Here is a 15,383-nt window from a genome sequence, read left to right as displayed (position 1 = left end):
TCGATCTGCGTCGTCTCTTCTGTTTAGGCAGGCATAGGCTCAGCGGGCGGCGCGGCGGGTAGGAGGGGCGATGAGCCGGGCGATCGTCATCAAGGCCAAGCGGGTCGAGACCGCGCTCGCCGGCCTGGAAGCCTCGGAAACCTTCGAGGACGCAGAACGCCACTGGAGTGACTTCCTGGTCTATTGGTATCAGGCGCTGGAGTTATGTGATGCGGCGGGCGGGCGTCAGGCTCGGGGCGTCTACCGCCCGTGGAAGTCGCGGGCTCAGGCGGACCCCGCGCTCAACTACCTGCACATGGCGCGCAACGCCGACAGCCACACATTGCTGGAAGTCGTCGAGAAGTCCGAGGCCGCCATCGCACTGGGAGCGCTCGGCGGCTACGATGTGGAAATCCTCGGAACTCGCCCAGGCGCGCTGCTGCCCGACCTCGCCCTGATCCCCAAGACCGCTGATCCGCCGCCCGTTCTGGCCTTCTTCCCAGAGTCGATCCGCCTTCGTCCGATCGGCGGCCGAAAGCCTCTGCCCGTGCCAGACGCCTTCGCCTACGACATCGGTGATCCGCCGGCGCCGATCGCGCTGGCGCAGACGGGCGCGACCTTCATGAGGGCGATGATCGAGGAAGTGTTCGGCGCCAACACGCGCTGAGAGTCAGCGCCAATTCGCCGAATACCTTCGAAGCGATGCGAGCCTTGGTCGTCGAACAAGTCTCGATCCGAGGACGATCCCGTTGACTCCGCCGCGAGACGGGATGAGAACATTTAGCGAACAAGGAGATCGCCATGCCGCCCCCACGCGTCAAAAAGCGCGCGACGACGCACGCCTCAAGACCGGACCGAGTCATCCACAGGATGGTCGTCAAGCTCACCCGCGTGCGCCAGTTTGGGGGCGAGGGGCATGGCAAGACCCTCATGTTCACCTTCGAGGGCGGCACGCGGCGGGCCGAGCGCCGTCGCAACAGCTTCATCGACCGCGAGCGCGTACCCGACTTCGATGGAGAAGAAGCCTGGTTCGAGGTCGAACAGGTCAGCGGCGTACCCTGGCCCTACTGGCGGGCAATCCGGCGTGTGGAGCCGCCCGGTGGCGAACCGCCTGCCTAGCGTGTTGTCCGCTGCGAGCCCATGGCGGGTCCTACGCCAGGATACGCCAGCGCCTGTCTTTGCGCGATCGGCGTCCGACGCCTCTTGCGAGAGCGCGATCAGGGCGCTCATCGTCATGGCGCGGGCCGATCCGCCATTCGGTCGAGGGCCTCGCGATCGCCTCATCGGGCGAGCGGCGACGCGATCCGGCCCGTCCCCCACCCATGCCGGATCCGTCGCCGCGACCTCCTGCGAAAGGATCCAACATGACCACGATCGGCTATTTCCGGCGCGACGGCGAAGGCTTCGTCGGCCGCCTCACGACCCTGCAGCTGGACGCCACTGTCCGCCTCACTCCGGTGGATAAGCTCTCGGCGCGTGCGCCGGAGTTTCGCGCCTATGTCGGGGACGTCGAATGCGGCGCGGCGTGGCGCCCAAACGACGCGGCCAGCGGGGCGATCCTCAATCTCAAGCTCGACGATCCCACCTGGTCCGAGCCGCTCGACGCTCGGCTCATGGCCGGCGAGGAACCCTATGCGCTCAGCTGGATCCGCAAGCCGGACGACAAGCCGCGCGAGGAGCCCCGCCCCCGCGCGCCAGGCTAAACCATCAGGGCGATGCCGCAGACGCATCGCCCGATGACATGCGGGAGCCATCCCCTCCCAGGCGTTTTCCAGTAGGGTGACGCCCCGGCCGGGAGTGCGAGGCCCGATGGACCACGGTGATCTTCGAGATACGCCGATCTGCGACCCGCAGGTCACCGACTACGACCGCGCCCACCTTCAGGCCTATTTGCGCCTGTTGGACGCCGCCGCCGCCCGCGCCGACTGGCGTGAGGCGGCGTCCGTGATTTTGGGACTCGACGTCGTCGCCGATCCCGCCCGGGCGCGCCGGATTCACGACGAGCATCTGAGGCGCGCGCGCTGGATGGCCCAGACGGGCTATCGCGATCTGCTGGGGGGCGGCCCGCCGAGGTGATGCCGGCGCGGCATCGCCTGTCCGCACGGTTCGGTCTACCCCGCCCTTCTGGGTACGGAACAACCTGCGACGCTCAATCTCTGAGTGAGCCTTGCCGGAGTTGCTTATGTCGCCAGACGCGTCTCGGTGGCGGTCCGTAGAAGCCTACGACTATCTGGACGAACTTTCAGCCGCCGATCTGGCCTGGGAATATCTTCGTCGCAATCCCGACTACCAGAAGGACTTCCAGGCCGCGCCGGATTCCCCCGGCGGGACGGACTGGACAGCGCGCTGGGGGTTGCGATTTCCCCGTCGATCCTTCGCTTGAAGCCCCTCGCGCGGACGTGCGTTGGCGCGCCGAGGCGGACGCCGGCCTGATCCTGCTGACGGCTTGGCCCACGAACGTCGGCCTGGCCTTGCGGCCTCCCGACGCATCGGCGTCCGGCGAGCATTGGTGGTCGACGGGAGCTGGTCCGGGCCGAAGCCGGTTGTTGCTCTTGGGCCCCGACGAGCCGCAGTCGCCCCTGGCGGCGGTGTTGCCGCTGGACGCCACCCTGCCCAACCGCCTGGAGGCGCTGGCGGGGTTTTGGCGACGGCTCGAAGGCGGTTCGCCTCGACCTGATCCGCTCACCCGACCGCGACGCCGTCGCCTGAAGGCGATGCTCCGCGCGGTCGATGGCCGACGTGGCGGAGCCGCCTATCGCGACATCGCCATCGCGCTCTATGGCGACGCCCGCGTCGCGGCGGCGCCGTGGAAGTCATCGTCGCTGCGCGACGCGACGATGCGGCTGGCCCGCGACGGCGCGGCCCTGGTCGGCGGCGGCTACCGCTCCCTGCTCCTCTGACCAGGGGGTGCGAAAATCGCATCCCCGTCTTCGCACTCCCTCCGCACCGCACGGACCCGCCAGCTTTGCCCCAGTCCGCGCGGGGTCATCCGGGCCTTCGCCGCGAAACCAGGGAGTCCGCTCATGTCCGCCACGCCCGCCGCCGGCGCGCCGCGCTTCGTTCGCACGCAGCAGGCGGCCGCCTATCTTGGTCTGTCGCATCGCACCCTCGAAAAACACCGCACCTACGGGACGGGGCCGGCCTATCGAAAACTCGGTGGTCGCGTCGTCTACGCCATCGATGACCTTCAGGCCTGGGCCGACCGCGGCGCCAAGACCTCGACCACCGATCCTGGCGTGGGTGATGTCCTTCCGGCCAAGCGTCACGCCCCGGTCTCGACGACGAGCGCGCTCTGAGCATGGGCCGGCAGCCGAACTTTCCGATCCGTCCGCGTGAGCGGCTCGATCCCTTCATTGTCGTGACGGGCGACGCCAGTCCGCGCGATCAACGCGACCTGATGGAGCGTCCGTTCTTTTCGCTGTCGAAGTCTCGACGAGTGCGCCCGATCCTCTACCGGGCCGGAGAGGTCGAGGTTCAGGTGCACGGCCTGCCCGAGCACGGGATGGCCACGATCTGGGACGCCGATGTGCTGATATGGGCGGCCTCGCAGATCGTCGATGCCGAGAACCATGGCCTGCGGACCTCGCGGCGGATGCAGTTCACCCCCTATCAGCTGTTGACGGGCGTCGGACGTGCGACCGGCGCCACCGAGTACCGGCTGTTCAAGGCGGCCCTGCGCCGGCTGCAGTCGACGGTCGTGGCCACCACGATCCGCCAGGGTGAGCACTGGCGACGCCAGCAGTTCTCCTGGATCAACGAATGGGAGGAGCGCTCGACCCGCGACGGACGCGTCGAGGGGGTGGAGATTGTCCTGCCCGACTGGTTCTATCGCGGCGTGGTCGATCGGTCGTTGGTGCTGACCATCGATCCGGCCTACTTCCGCCTGACGGGCGGGATAGAGCGCTGGCTCTACCGCGTGGCGCGCAAGCACGCCGGCCGCCAGGTGCGGGGCTGGGTCTTCGAGCTCTCTCACCTGCACCACAAGTCGGGCAGCCTGGCCCGCCCGTCGGATTTCGCCCTGGACATCCGCCGGATCGTAGCCCGCCAGCCCTTGCCCGGGTACCACCTGTCGCTGGATCGCACGCACGGACCCGAGCGCTTGCGCATCGTGCCCGCTGTCGTGGAGATCGCTCTGGGCGAGCCTGTGGACGGGGTCGTGAGATCGGGCGCAGCGGCTATCGTGAGATCGGGCGCAGAGGGCTCGGGACATCAGGCGCGCGACTTGCGCTCAAACCCTTACATCATAGGGCCTCCCGCGCCGCGTAACTTGGAATCTAACCCAGACTCTAACTCTTTGTCGGCCGGGGGTGATGCGCGCGGCGGCCGAGGCGGCCGGTCATGATCATCGCGCTCCTCAATCAGAAAGGCGGCGTTGGCAAGACCACGCTGGCGATCAGTCTGGCCGGCTACTGGGCCGGCCAAGGACGGCGCGTGACCCTGATCGACGCCGATCCCCAGGCCTCGGCCTTGGACTGGGCGCAGGCGCGACATCATGCCGGCCTGCCGCGCGCCTTTGGCGTTATTGGCCTGCCCCGGGAGACCCTCCACCAGGAGGCGCCAGGTCTCGCCAGTCAGACCGATCATCTGATCATCGACGGCCCGCCACGGGTGGCGGCCCTGATGCGATCGGCCCTTCTGGCGGCGGACCTTGTCCTGGTGCCGGTCCAGCCCTCGCCCCTGGACGGCTGGGCCTCGGCTGAAATGCTGCGGCTGATCGCCGAGGCCAGGATCTACCGACCGCAGTTGCGGGCCCGCTTCCTGATCAACCGCCGCCTCGCGCGCACGGTGATCGCCCGGGAAACCACCACGGCCCTGGCGCGCGAGGAGCCGTTCGCCCTGGAGCATGTCGTGGGCCAAAGGGTCGCCTTCGCCCAGGCCATGCAAACAGGACGGGTCGTCACCGAGCTCGATCCCGACGGCCTGGCCGCGCGGGACGTCCGGGCGGTCGCCGCTGAGATCGAAAGCATCGCGCCATGACGGATCGATCCTTCGCCGCCCGCCCGCCCGCCGCCGAGGCCTGGATCAAGGCCGCCGACGAGCCTCTGCGCGCCTCGGCCTACACGGCGCGACTGACAATCGACGTCACCCCCGCTTGCCGGGCGCGCATCAAGATCGCCGCCTTCGGTCGCGGCCAGACCGTCGCGGAGATGGTGCGCGATCTCTTCGATCGCGAATTCCCGGAGACGGAAGCATGAACGCATCGCTCCCCATGACCGAGGTCGAGCTGATCTGGTGGCCGGCGCGGATCGAGCGCTGGCTTCGCTTCGGCGCGGTGCGCAGCGAGGTCCGCCACGACCGACGCCGACGGACTGTGCGACTGGAGCCGGGCGCGATCTTCGCCTTCATCCGGTGGACGGGCGGCGACTACGGCACCACCCGGTCCGAGCTCGACATCCTGCGCGCCGTCGCGCCGGGCCAGGCCTTCACAACCCGTCCAGGCGTCCGGCCCGGCGCCGAGGTCTTGGCGGCGTTTAGGGGCTGGTCCCTCGTCCAGCGAGGACTCGCCGTCATCGACGCGGTCGAAGCCGCCGGATACGCGCCCGAGCGGATCGCGCCGAGCTACTGGAGCCACGTTCAAAACCGGCTGCAGGCGGGGCTGGCGCCAAGCGCCTATGATCGAGCACGTCATCGCGCCTGGCTTCTGCGGCGGAAGGCCGGACGATGAGGCGGGCGGCCATCGTCCTTGGCGGCGCGGCCTGCCTGCTCCTGGCCTGGCGCCCCTCTGCGCCCCGCCTGCTGTGGAACGCCACCGAAAGCGTGCCGGTCGGCCTCTATCGCCTCACCCAGAAGGCGCCCGGCGTCGGAGACTTCGTCGCCTTCGACCCGCCGCCGCAAGCCGCCGACTGGCTGGCGCGCGGCGGCTGGCTCCCCCGGGGCGTGCCCCTGGTCAAGCCCGTTGTCGCCTTGCCTGGGCGATCCGTCTGCCGGATGGGGGACGTGGTGATGGTCGAGGGCGCCGCACCGGTCGCGGCGAGACGACATGACGGCGCGGGGCGGCCCTTGCCGCGATGGCGCGGGTGCCGGCGTCTGGCCTCCGATGAGATCTTCGTCCTGTCCCCGGCGCGCGGCAGCTTCGACGGCCGCTACCTTGGCCCCACACCGCTGTCTTCGGTGCGCGGCGTGGCTCGCCCGATCTGGACAAGGTCGCGTGCGGCCAAGGCCGGTGAGCCGTGAGGCGGCGGTTGGTTGCGGTTGCGCTCGCGGCGGCCGTGGCGATGGGGCCAGTCCAGGCGGCGTCCCACGAGGCGGCCGTGCTTCGCGCCGCTCAGCGCTTCGAACTGGACCCCGGCCTCATCGCGGCGGTGATCCAGGCCGAAAGCGGCGGTGACCCCCGCGCCGTCTCGTCGGCCGGGGCGATGGGTTTGATGCAATTGATGCCGGCGACCTGGTCGGAGCTCAGGTCGGAACTTGGCCTCGGAGGCGACCCGTTTGATCGCCACGACAACATCCTGGCCGGCGCCGCCTATCTGCGACGCCTGCTCGACCGCTACGGGCGCGAGGGTTTCCTGGCCGCCTACAATGCAGGACCCGGTCGCTATGAACAGAGCTTGGCCGGCCGTCCTCTGCCCGCCGAGACGGAGCGCTATGTCGCCAAGCTGCGCGATCGGGTCCAGGGCGCGGCGGACCCCGCTGACTGGCGAACCGCAGGCCTCTTCCCGCCGGTCTGGTCGGTGCGATGGCGGTCGCCGCCCACGGGATTGTTCAGCGGAGAGGCGCGATGAGCGACGGTGGCGGTCGGGAGAGCTGTGGCGCGGTGTGGAGAAGGCAAAGACGACGGCCAGATAAAAGCACCGCCGTCGGTGTGACCGCGAGGCGTTGCGGGGGTTGGGTTTGCAGCGCCGTCGCTCGCCGGTCCCGGCTGGCGCAACACGCGAATTTTCCAGTCTTTTCAGGGCGGCGAGCGCCGGCGCTCGTCCCATGAACGAGTTCGATGACGAGTTTCTTCTCAGGCCGGGACGCGGTCGGGCCGAGCGGGGCGGTCCCGCTGCGGGCTCCTTCCTGGGCCAGGTCAAGCGGGCCGTCGCCCTGGCGAGCGATCCAGGCATGGGCGTCCGACGCGGCCGTTCAGCCGCTCGCGGCGGTCCGGCGCGTGGCGGGGGGCGCGGCGTCGGGCGAACGGCGGGTCGCCGGCGGGTGATCATCAAGGCCAGGGTGGTGCGCCACCGAGGAAGGCGCTTTCGCGCCGCGCCGCTGGCGCGGCACATCGCCTATCTCGAACGCGAGGGCGTCACACGAGACGGCGCCAGGCCGGCGATGTTCGACGCTATGGGGGAGCATGCGGACGTGTCCGCCTTCGCCGCGCGTTGCGAGGACGACCGCCACCACTTCCGCCTCATCATCTCTCCGGAGGACGCCCCTCTGATGTCAGATCTGCGCGGCTTCACCCGAGACCTTATGCGGCGGGCCGAGCAAGATCTCGGCGCGCGGCTGGACTGGGTGGCGATCGACCACTGGAACACCGACAACCCGCATCTGCACGTACTGGTTCGCGGCCGGGTCGAGGGACGCGATCTGGTGATCGCCGGGGACTATCTCGCCCAGGGGCTGCGTGAGCGCGCCCAAGACCTCGTCGCCCTGGAGCTGGGCCCCCGAACGGCGCAGGAAGTCGCCAAGGCCCTCGACAAGGAGATTACCGCTGATCGTTGGACCAGCCTGGATCACGGCCTGGCCAGGGCGGTCGACAAACTCGATGGCGTGCTGGATCTGCGGCCAGGCGCCGAGGACCCGGACAGGAACCGGCGCGCCCTGGGACGGGCGGCGCATCTGCAGAAACTCGGCTTGGCCGAGCCGATCGGGCCGGCGCGTTGGCGGCTGGCGCCCGACCTCGAAGCGCGTCTGCGCGATCTGTCCATCCGGGGCGACATCATCAAGACGCTCCATCGCGCGATGGCCGACAGGGGGCGAGCCGTGGAGCCTGGCCGATTCCTGATCCACGCCGACCAAGCGGCCCCGTCGGTGACCGGACGCCTGGTCGAGCGGGGCTTGAGCGACGAATTGACGGGCTCGGCCTATGCGATCATCGACGGCTTGGATGGACGGCAGCATCATCTTGGCTTCGCCGACCTGGACGACACCGGTGACGCCCGGCCAGGCGCGATCGTCGAGCTGAGATCGCCGCCGTCGACCCGGTCGCGGTCCCTGGCGACCCGCAGCGACCTGCCGCTCGAAGCTCAGATCCAGGCCGAAGGCGCGACCTGGCTCGATCGCCAGATCCTGCGCCAAGAGCGCGGGAGCGACGCTGGGTTTGGCGCCGAGGTCGCCAGGGCGGCCGAAGCGCGGATCGAGGTTCTGGTCGCGCGCGGCCTGGCGGAGCGACGCGACGGCCGCTTAATGCTCGCCGGACGCCTCCTGACGACCCTCCAGGAGCGCGAATTGGCCGCCGTTCGCGCTCGGATCACCAACGAGACAGGCTTGACGGCTCGGCCGGAGGCCGCGGCGGGCGAGACCTTCGACGGCGTCTATCGCCGGCGGCTCGATCTGGCCTCTGGTCGCTTCGCCATGATCGAGGATGGCCTGGGCTTTCGCCTGACGCCTTGGCGTCCGAGTCTCGAGTCGCACCTGGGGCGCGCCGTCGTCGGTCGCGTCCTGGATGGGGGCGGCGTGAGCTTCGATCGCGGTCGCGACCGAAGCCTGGGTCTATGAGTCGTCATCCTCGGGCGGCTTGCCGGGCAGGCCCAGCCGCCCGGCGTTCTGCGCGATCCAGTCGTCGTTCTGGTCCCGCGCGGCCTTGGCCTGGCGCGAGAGGTCCTTGAACATTGTCCGGTACGCCGACACGAAAGTCGTGGTCTCGAGCCGAGCGATGTCCTCCCCGGCGTCTTCGACAAACTCCTGCAGCGTGATCATCAGGGCGATCATCGCCTTATTCTGGGCGACATAGGCGGCGAACTCCGGTCGGCCGATCTGGACTGCGGTCAGCACGCCGATGGGGTCGCAGTCCAGCGCCGCGCCGAACTTGAGGACGTGGTCGATATTGAGTTGGCCGCCGCCGGCTTCGAAGTGCTGGTAGCCTCGTAGCGAAAGGCCGAGCGCCGCCGCCAGATCTCGCGACTTGGCGCTGCTGCGAACACCGCGAACCGCCTTCAGCGCGCGAGACAGAAGGCGAGCGCGTTTTCTGCTGTCCGGGTCCTCATCCGTCATTACAACCCACGCCTAGGCAATCTACCTGAAGGTGTAGCAAAGCTCCGGCGATTGGCGATGGCCGTCAATGTCCGGTCGCGGCCTAAGCCTCAGCCAGCATCGCGGCGCGCACGCCGCGAGCAGTTCCGCTCACTATGTCAAAGACAAGTAAAGTGCAAATCATCGCGCGCAATGATTTTGCGTATAGGCGCAAATATTCTGCGCGCTAGATCAATATAGATTCTATATCTTGCGGTTGAACGATGACGTTTGTGCGACTATTTGTGTAATCGTGGCGTAGTGAAGCGATGAACTGGCGTGCGCTTTCGTCGTCTGGAGACACGCGTGAGATTTTCGTCGCCCGGCAAAGCCAAGGATCCGTTCACCGCCGCCCTCGGAGCCCTGCGCAACCGCATTCGCGCCGGCGACCTGCTGCTCGGAGAGCCTCTGACGATCACGGAACTGGCCGACGATCTTGGCCTGAGCGCGACGCCGGTTCGCGAAGCCCTCTCCCGGTTGGCGGGAGAAGGCCTGATCGAAGACCAAAGAGGGCGCGGCTATTTCGCCCGCCGCCTCGACGTCGCTGATCTGGTCGAGCTCTACAGCATGCGCCGGCTTTACCTTTTCGACGCTCTGGCGAGCGCGTCGCGTCCCAGCCTTCAGGAGGATGCGGCGTCAGGCGGCGACACGATCGGCCTTGGCGAGCAACTCGGCCAGCACTTCGACCGGATCATCGCTCAAGCGGGAAATCGCGCGCTTCTGGAAGCCTATCGTCAAACCGCCGATCGCCTGGCTCCCGCCGTCGTCGTCGAGCCGCAGATCTTCCCGGTGCGCGAAGAACTGGTTGGCCTGATCGCCGCTAGCCGTGGCGGAGGCGGCGCAATGCAGGGGGCGATCGACGCCTTGCATGAGGTTCGCAGGCATCGCGCGGGCGACGTGATCAGGGCTTTGCGCGCGCGTGCGAATATATCCCGGTTATAGGCCCAATATACTATCAATGCAGGGTGGTGGGTGCGCCTCATGGGTCGTCGCGATTGTGCGGCAACACTCAAAATGGAGCGTGTCATGACCAAGACCCGTAAGGTCCGCCTCGTCCGCGTCGGCGACGCCAAGCGCCTGACCAAGGGCGACGGGACCGTCAGCCTGGAGATCAACCTGGAGCCCAAGCAGGTCGCCGGCTGATCGCAGCGGGCGCCGACCAACCCTGTCCGCGCCCGCGTCTGACATCAACGGCGTCCGGTTTGGACGCCTCGAAAAGGAGCGCGTCATGCGATCCAAGGAAAAGACCACCATCGTCCGCGTGGGCTCGGCCAAGCGCCTGACCCGGGGCGGGTTCGACTTCAGCATCGAGCTGAACATGCAGCCTCGCGAGTTCGCTGGCTGACCTGCTGCGGCGGCGCGCCTTTGGGCCGCCGCCGTATTTCCGTGAACTCGTACTTTCGGGACGCGAGATGCACTTGGCTGGCTGGGTCCATGGCGCGCGCCTGGGCGAGGATATGGTTCTGCTCGACACTCGAAAGGGCGAGTATTTCTGCTTGCCCGGTGGCGCCGACGCGTTCCGCGCGGTGGGGGCGGATTTTGAAGTGCTCGACCCCGAACTGGCGGCGGACCTGGCGGACCTTGCCTTGATCGGGGAGCGCGATCCGTCGCGACGCGCACTGCCGGCTCGCGCCCATCTCGATCTGGCGACAGTCCATCCGTCCAAGTTTCACATGAGGGATGTCATCGAGGCCTTGTCCGCCTACGGCGTGATGCTGCGTCGCTACTATCGCCGTCCGTTCGCCAGCTTGATCCTCTATGCGGCGGCGCGCCGCCCGCCGGCCGCGGTTCAGGACGTCACCGCCGAACTCGCTGAGCGGGTGGCGCTGTATCGCGCGTTGCTGCCATTGGCGCCGTTTCCTGGCGTCTGCCTCTATCGCTCCTTCATGTTGCTCGCCTTTTTGCGCCAAGCCGGCCTGGACGCGACGTGGGTGTTTGGCGTCAAGACCTGGTCCTTCGAGGCCCATTGCTGGCTGCAGGTTGGCGACACGGTGCTCGATGATCGCGCCGAACGACTGATCGCCTACACCCCGATCCTGGCCGTCTGACATGCGAGACTACATCCTGCTGACCTGGATGGGAGCGGACGCCGCGGCCGGCGCGCAGGCTGACGCGATCGCCGTCGCCCTGGGGTCGACCTGGCGTTCAGGCGTGAGCGCCCCGGGATTGCGGCTCTTCATCCCAAGGGATCGCCCGCCGACGACGCGCTTGCTGCACGACGGCCGCGTTGTTCTCGTCGGGGATTATTGGGGCGATGATCCAGAACATGCCGGGCCCGAGCCGCTGACCGGCTCGGACCGACTCACCAAGGCGGGCTGGGGACGCTATGTAGCGATCTTCCGCGCCGCCGATGGCCCGGCGCAGGCGGTCTATCGCGATCCGTCCGGTGGGCTCGACGCTTTGATCTGGCAGCGGGATGGCGTGACCATCGTGGCTTCGGATCTGCATGCGGGCCTCGATCAGGCCGCGCCGAGGAATCTGGCGATCGACTGGGACATGGTCGCAGCGGCGCTCTACGACCGTATGCACTTGGCCGGAGCGACCCCGCTCATCGGCGTGACGGCGATCACGCCGGGCGGCCTGCGCGCGATCCAGCCCGACGGCGGCGAGACCTTGGTCTGGCGACCGGACCGGTTCGCCCGCCGGGCCCTGGATGGCGGCGGCGAGCGACAAGCCCGGCTCGTGGGGGTGATCGACGAGACCGTCGCGCAGCTGACCCGCGGCCTGCCGGCGCTCGCCGAAGTCTCCGGTGGCCTGGACTCCTCCATCGTCGCCTCGGCGCTTTGCCAGGCCGGTGCGGACGTGCGCGCCTGGCTGAACTATTATGTGGTCGATCCGCACGGAGACGAACGCGCCTATGCCCGAGCGACGGCGGCGCTTAACGGATTTGAGCTGACCGAGGCGATCAAGGCCGACGCCGGCGTGGACCTTGACGGCCTGGACCAGGCCAGTCCAAGCGCGCGTCCCAGTTTTCGGTTGGTCGATGCAGCCTACGATCAGGATCTGGCCGCGCGCTGCCGCGAGCTCGGCGCCCAACAGATCGTCACGGGCCTCGGCGGCGACGTCGTCTTCATGCAGGGCGGAAGTCGCTGGCTGGGCGGCGACTATTTTCGTCACACGCCGCCCTGGCGATGGCGAACCCAGGATCTGATGAAGATCGCCCGATACGCGCAGACCTCCGTCTGGCGCGTAGGTCGTCTCGGTCTGGCCGGGGCGTGCGGGCTCGGCGGCCACCGCGCCGGGCCAGCGCGGCACTTGACCCTTCAGGCGATCCGCGCGGCCGAGCGCCGGCCGCCGCCTTTGTGGCGCGAAGCGCTCGGCGGCTTGACGCCGACCAAGCGCGCGCAGGTCGAAGGCCTGGCCCGTGTCCTCCTGGTCACGGGGCGGTCGGCGCGAACCAGCGTCGCGGACGTCGTCAATCCGTTGCTGGCCCAACCCGTCATGGAGGCGACCCTGAGCCTGTCGTCGCTCGCCCTGACCGCGGGCGGCGACGACCGGGCCCTTGCACGCGCCGCCTTCGCCGTGCGCCTCCCGGCCGCGGTGCGTGACCGGCGATCCAAAGGGGATCTGAGCCGGCACTACGGGCTGGCCCTGGCTCGAGATCTGCCCCAGCTGCGCGATCTCCTGCTGGACGGGCTCCTGATGCGCTCTGGATGTCTTCAGCACGACGTGGTCGTGACGATGCTGACGCCCGAGCACTTGATCTGGAGCGATCCCTACCGCGACATCATCGCGATGGTCGTGCTCGAGCTGTGGGTCCGGGCCTGGTCGTCACGGCTCCTTCGCCTGGGCTACGCCTAGCGCCTGGTCGAGGAAGGCGAAGCTCTCGGCGTACAGTCGTCGGACATTTCCAGGACCCAGGACGACATGGCCTTCGCCCCAGAAGGTGAGGAGCTTGGCGTCCTTGCCCAGGCGATAGAGGGCGGAGAACATCTCCTCGCCCTGGTCGGCGCCGTAGCCGTCGAGATCGCCGTAGATCAGCAACACGGGCGCGGTAATCCGTTCCGCGTTGAGATAGGGGCTGGCGCGAACATAGCGGTGTGGCGCGGCCCAGGGCGGCGCTCCCACACGCATCTGACCCGTCTCCAGGTAGCCCGTGCCGGCGTTGAAGACGAACCCTTCCTCTGGCCGGGTGCGCGCGGCGTTGCCGCGAACCTGCCCCCAGGCGCTGAACTGGTCGGCAATCCCGGCCGAGGCGATGATCGCCTTGAAACGCGGTGACTGCGTCGCGGCCGAAAGCACGATGTAGCCACCGAAGCTGTGGCCCCAAAGCGCCACGCGATCGGCGTCGGCCAGTCCCGCCGCGCCGACCGCATCGACGGCCGTCAGAATGGCGGCGGCCATGCCTTCCCCAGGATCGTCGGTGGGGCTGCGCACCAGGCTGGGATAAAGCACCGCATAACCATGCGCCGCGATCAGTTGAGCCGAGATGTTGGTCACGGCCAGTCCCGGAAGCAGGTCCGAGGGCGGCTTCGCGGGCGAGTAATGATTTCGACTCGGATAGGGCACGACCACGATCGGCGGGCGATCGCCCTGTTTCCAGCCGGGCGGCAACATCAACCAACTGGTGACCTCGCCGCCGTCGGGCGCGCGATGCCGGACAGATCGAATGACGTTGAGATCGCGCGTGGCGAACTGCGGATTGAGCACGACCGCCGTCTGACGCCGGCCCTGATCGACCACGGCGATGGTCTGGACGCCGTGATCGTCGCGCGCGGCGGTGACGGCCGCGCCGCGTGGGGTGATCAGGTTCAGGCCCGACGGGGCCGGGCCGAGATCATCGACCGTGCTGGCCGCGACGCGCACGATCCGTCCCTTGGCGGCGCCGACAAGAACCGGCTCTTGACTGACCCGCGCGAAGTCCAGGCCCGAAATCTGACTGGACGGCGCCTTGACTGGGACAAAGCCCTCAAGGATCGGACGCGCCCGCCCGCTTCGTGGATCAACGGCGGACAATCGATCGCCGTCGATCGCCAGCACGCCGCCGTCGGGTGTCTGATAGAGCCGACCCGCCTTGGCCGCGCCAGGTGGGAGGGGCGTGGCCAGGCCAGGAGCGTCCAGGCGCCACCAAGCATGCTCTGGGGCCGACGAAGACGCCTTCGCATCGCCCCAGGCGATCGGCCGGCCGGCCAGCCAACCGGCCTGGATGAGCTCGAAGCCTTCGTTGGTGCGGCCGATCGCGGGATGGAAGCCCGTCAGCCACGAGACGCTCTGATCGGCGCGGGCCTCGACCGTGATCACCGCCAGGCGGCCTTCCTCGACCGTCTGACCGGGGCGGCGGGCATGGATCAACAATTGATCCCCCGCTGGGGCCCAAGACAGCAGGAACGGCGACAGATCGCAGTCCGCGCACGGGGCGGAGACGTGGCCATCCTTCAGGTCGACGATGACAAGATCGCGCCGGCGCATAGCCGTTCCCCCGGTGACCGGATCCTGGGCGCGCGGCTGAACGTCCGCGCCCTCCTTGACCGCGGCGACGTGGCCGCCGTTCGGCGCGAGTTCGAGGTACAGAAAGTCGCCCTGAGCCAGGGCTGAGACCTTGCCGGTGTCGACATCGAGTCGCACGAGCGTGGCTGGCCATGCCGCGCCGCCGCGACTCAAGTATCGCCCCGACCCGATCATCGTGGCGGACGGTCCCCCTTGCCTCGCCGTGGCGCGCCAGCGCGCCGCGAGGGTGGCCGGGGGCTCGGAGCCGCGCCGCAACAGCAGGTGCGGGCGATCGGGCGGGTGGGTGAGCGCGACGATCTCATCTTCGCTCCGCCAGGCGGCTGTCCGGCCCTGAACGGAGAAATCCACCCCCAGGCCAAACCAGCGAACCTTCCGGGTGACGAGGTCGATGACCCCCGTCTCCCAGCGATGGTCGCGGACCCGATGAACCAGCATCCGCTGACCGGATGGTGAGAACGGTCCTGGCACGAATCCAGTGTTGCGATCCGGTGGGATCAGAAACGTCGCCGAGCCGGTCTTGGTGAGATCGACGACACGCAGGCGGCTCGTGGCCAGATAGTAGGCGGCGTCATAGTCGAAGCGCGGTGCATGGGCTTGACCCGCATAGGTCTGAAGGACGACCCAGCGCCCATCGGGCGAGGCCAATGTGGTGACCAGGGTCTCGGCGTCGAGGAGGTCCTCGACGGTGAAGGGCTCGGCTCGGCTGGGCGAGCCGGCAAGGGCGCAGCAAAGGGCCGCGACCGCCAGAAGCTGGCGCATGGGCATACCTCGGAGAAGGAAGAGCGCGGCGCGGCGTCAGG

At 68.6% G+C, this 15,383-nt stretch carries 19 protein-coding genes; 17 read left to right on the top strand and 2 right to left on the bottom strand.

Going from position 1 to position 15,383, the window contains the following annotated elements:
• Positions 1-70 precede the first annotated feature (70 nt).
• The 14 genes from AC1RRV_RS21635 (at position 71) to AC1RRV_RS21570 (ending at position 8,622) form a co-directional block, all read left to right on the top strand.
• A complete protein-coding gene (locus AC1RRV_RS21635; RefSeq protein ID WP_492861718.1) occupies positions 71-646 on the top strand; it encodes a hypothetical protein in 576 nt (191 codons plus the stop codon).
• Between the two features lie 203 nt (positions 647-849).
• Positions 850-1,098, top strand: coding sequence for a hypothetical protein (locus AC1RRV_RS21630; RefSeq protein ID WP_492861717.1), 249 nt, complete (start codon positions 850-852; stop codon positions 1,096-1,098).
• A gap of 245 nt (positions 1,099-1,343) precedes the next feature.
• The gene (locus AC1RRV_RS21625; RefSeq protein WP_492861716.1) at positions 1,344-1,682 is read left to right on the top strand and encodes a DUF736 domain-containing protein; all 339 of its coding nucleotides are present in this window, start codon (positions 1,344-1,346) and stop codon (positions 1,680-1,682) included.
• A 106-nt stretch (positions 1,683-1,788) separates the two neighbouring features.
• A complete protein-coding gene (locus AC1RRV_RS21620) occupies positions 1,789-2,055 on the top strand; it encodes a DNA -binding domain-containing protein (protein WP_492861715.1) in 267 nt (88 codons plus the stop codon).
• A gap of 106 nt (positions 2,056-2,161) precedes the next feature.
• Positions 2,162-2,362, top strand: a complete 201-nt coding sequence (locus AC1RRV_RS21615; RefSeq protein WP_492861714.1) for a transcriptional regulator domain-containing protein — start codon at positions 2,162-2,164, stop codon at positions 2,360-2,362.
• Between the two features lie 16 nt (positions 2,363-2,378).
• Complete coding sequence (locus tag AC1RRV_RS21610) at positions 2,379-2,879, top strand: DUF2285 domain-containing protein (RefSeq protein ID WP_492861713.1); 501 nt, start codon at positions 2,379-2,381, stop codon at positions 2,877-2,879.
• A gap of 123 nt (positions 2,880-3,002) precedes the next feature.
• Complete coding sequence (locus AC1RRV_RS21605; RefSeq protein ID WP_492861712.1) at positions 3,003-3,275, top strand: helix-turn-helix transcriptional regulator; 273 nt, start codon at positions 3,003-3,005, stop codon at positions 3,273-3,275.
• Positions 3,276-3,277: 2 nt separating this feature from the next.
• Positions 3,278-4,321 carry a replication initiator protein A gene (locus AC1RRV_RS21600; protein ID WP_492861711.1) on the top strand — a complete coding sequence of 348 codons (1,044 nt, stop codon included), beginning with the start codon at positions 3,278-3,280 and terminating at the stop codon, positions 4,319-4,321.
• Positions 4,318-4,956 carry a ParA family partition ATPase gene (parA, locus tag AC1RRV_RS21595; protein WP_492861710.1) on the top strand — a complete coding sequence of 213 codons (639 nt, stop codon included), beginning with the start codon at positions 4,318-4,320 and terminating at the stop codon, positions 4,954-4,956. Before AC1RRV_RS21600 ends, parA begins: the two co-directional genes overlap by 4 nt.
• On the top strand, positions 4,953-5,174 hold the full coding sequence (locus tag AC1RRV_RS21590) for a hypothetical protein (RefSeq protein ID WP_492861709.1): 222 nt from the start codon (positions 4,953-4,955) through the stop codon (positions 5,172-5,174). Before parA ends, AC1RRV_RS21590 begins: the two co-directional genes overlap by 4 nt.
• Positions 5,171-5,644, top strand: coding sequence for a DUF2840 domain-containing protein (locus tag AC1RRV_RS21585; protein ID WP_492861708.1), 474 nt, complete (start codon positions 5,171-5,173; stop codon positions 5,642-5,644). Before AC1RRV_RS21590 ends, AC1RRV_RS21585 begins: the two co-directional genes overlap by 4 nt.
• Positions 5,641-6,153, top strand: coding sequence for a S26 family signal peptidase (locus AC1RRV_RS21580; RefSeq protein WP_492861707.1), 513 nt, complete (start codon positions 5,641-5,643; stop codon positions 6,151-6,153). The genes AC1RRV_RS21585 and AC1RRV_RS21580 overlap by 4 nt, the downstream gene beginning before the upstream one ends.
• A 77-nt stretch (positions 6,154-6,230) precedes the next feature.
• Positions 6,231-6,701: a lytic transglycosylase domain-containing protein gene (locus tag AC1RRV_RS21575; RefSeq protein ID WP_492861706.1), complete on the top strand. Its 471-nt coding sequence runs from the start codon at positions 6,231-6,233 to the stop codon at positions 6,699-6,701.
• A gap of 196 nt (positions 6,702-6,897) precedes the next feature.
• Entirely contained in the window at positions 6,898-8,622 is a 1,725-nt protein-coding gene (locus AC1RRV_RS21570; protein ID WP_492861705.1) for a relaxase/mobilization nuclease domain-containing protein, read from the top strand.
• Here AC1RRV_RS21570 and AC1RRV_RS21565 read toward each other — a convergent pair.
• Positions 8,617-9,117: a hypothetical protein gene (locus tag AC1RRV_RS21565; protein ID WP_492861704.1), complete on the bottom strand. Its 501-nt coding sequence runs from the start codon at positions 9,115-9,117 to the stop codon at positions 8,617-8,619. The two genes, AC1RRV_RS21570 and AC1RRV_RS21565, sit on opposite strands and share 6 nt — an antisense overlap.
• A gap of 324 nt (positions 9,118-9,441) precedes the next feature.
• Between AC1RRV_RS21565 and AC1RRV_RS21560 the strand changes: the two genes are divergently transcribed.
• The 3 genes from AC1RRV_RS21560 to AC1RRV_RS21550 all read left to right on the top strand — a co-directional run bounded on the left by AC1RRV_RS21560 (position 9,442) and on the right by AC1RRV_RS21550 (position 12,936).
• A complete protein-coding gene (locus AC1RRV_RS21560) occupies positions 9,442-10,077 on the top strand; it encodes a GntR family transcriptional regulator (protein ID WP_492861703.1) in 636 nt (211 codons plus the stop codon).
• A gap of 476 nt (positions 10,078-10,553) precedes the next feature.
• Complete coding sequence (locus tag AC1RRV_RS21555) at positions 10,554-11,183, top strand: lasso peptide biosynthesis B2 protein (RefSeq protein WP_492861702.1); 630 nt, start codon at positions 10,554-10,556, stop codon at positions 11,181-11,183.
• A 1-nt stretch (position 11,184) separates the two neighbouring features.
• The gene (locus tag AC1RRV_RS21550; protein ID WP_492861701.1) at positions 11,185-12,936 is read left to right on the top strand and encodes an asparagine synthase-related protein; all 1,752 of its coding nucleotides are present in this window, start codon (positions 11,185-11,187) and stop codon (positions 12,934-12,936) included.
• Here AC1RRV_RS21550 and AC1RRV_RS21545 read toward each other — a convergent pair.
• Positions 12,907-15,342 carry a S9 family peptidase gene (locus AC1RRV_RS21545; protein ID WP_492861700.1) on the bottom strand — a complete coding sequence of 812 codons (2,436 nt, stop codon included), beginning with the start codon at positions 15,340-15,342 and terminating at the stop codon, positions 12,907-12,909. The genes AC1RRV_RS21550 and AC1RRV_RS21545 overlap by 30 nt on opposite strands.
• Between the last annotated feature and the right edge of the window lie 41 nt (positions 15,343-15,383).

Source organism: Caulobacter sp. GW821-FHT11E10, from assembly GCF_058808375.1.
This window is presented reverse-complemented; position numbering and strand designations above follow the sequence as displayed.

Excerpts from the sequence above, each read along its gene's own strand:
- AC1RRV_RS21635 (WP_492861718.1), top strand. The coding sequence starts at position 71 with ATGAGCCGGGCGATCGTCATCAAGGCCAAGCGGGTCGAGACCGCGCTC.
- AC1RRV_RS21630 (WP_492861717.1), top strand. The coding sequence starts at position 850 with ATGGTCGTCAAGCTCACCCGCGTGCGCCAGTTTGGGGGCGAGGGGCAT.
- AC1RRV_RS21625 (WP_492861716.1), top strand. The coding sequence starts at position 1,344 with ATGACCACGATCGGCTATTTCCGGCGCGACGGCGAAGGCTTCGTCGGC.
- AC1RRV_RS21620 (WP_492861715.1), top strand. The coding sequence starts at position 1,789 with ATGGACCACGGTGATCTTCGAGATACGCCGATCTGCGACCCGCAGGTC.
- AC1RRV_RS21615 (WP_492861714.1), top strand. The coding sequence starts at position 2,162 with ATGTCGCCAGACGCGTCTCGGTGGCGGTCCGTAGAAGCCTACGACTAT.
- AC1RRV_RS21605 (WP_492861712.1), top strand. The coding sequence starts at position 3,003 with ATGTCCGCCACGCCCGCCGCCGGCGCGCCGCGCTTCGTTCGCACGCAG.
- AC1RRV_RS21600 (WP_492861711.1), top strand. The coding sequence starts at position 3,278 with ATGGGCCGGCAGCCGAACTTTCCGATCCGTCCGCGTGAGCGGCTCGAT.
- parA (WP_492861710.1), top strand. The coding sequence starts at position 4,318 with ATGATCATCGCGCTCCTCAATCAGAAAGGCGGCGTTGGCAAGACCACG.
- AC1RRV_RS21590 (WP_492861709.1), top strand. The coding sequence starts at position 4,953 with ATGACGGATCGATCCTTCGCCGCCCGCCCGCCCGCCGCCGAGGCCTGG.
- AC1RRV_RS21585 (WP_492861708.1), top strand. The coding sequence starts at position 5,171 with ATGAACGCATCGCTCCCCATGACCGAGGTCGAGCTGATCTGGTGGCCG.
- AC1RRV_RS21580 (WP_492861707.1), top strand. The coding sequence starts at position 5,641 with ATGAGGCGGGCGGCCATCGTCCTTGGCGGCGCGGCCTGCCTGCTCCTG.
- AC1RRV_RS21570 (WP_492861705.1), top strand. The coding sequence starts at position 6,898 with ATGAACGAGTTCGATGACGAGTTTCTTCTCAGGCCGGGACGCGGTCGG.
- AC1RRV_RS21565 (WP_492861704.1), bottom strand. The coding sequence starts at position 9,117 with ATGACGGATGAGGACCCGGACAGCAGAAAACGCGCTCGCCTTCTGTCT.
- AC1RRV_RS21550 (WP_492861701.1), top strand. The coding sequence starts at position 11,185 with ATGCGAGACTACATCCTGCTGACCTGGATGGGAGCGGACGCCGCGGCC.
- AC1RRV_RS21545 (WP_492861700.1), bottom strand. The coding sequence starts at position 15,342 with ATGCGCCAGCTTCTGGCGGTCGCGGCCCTTTGCTGCGCCCTTGCCGGC.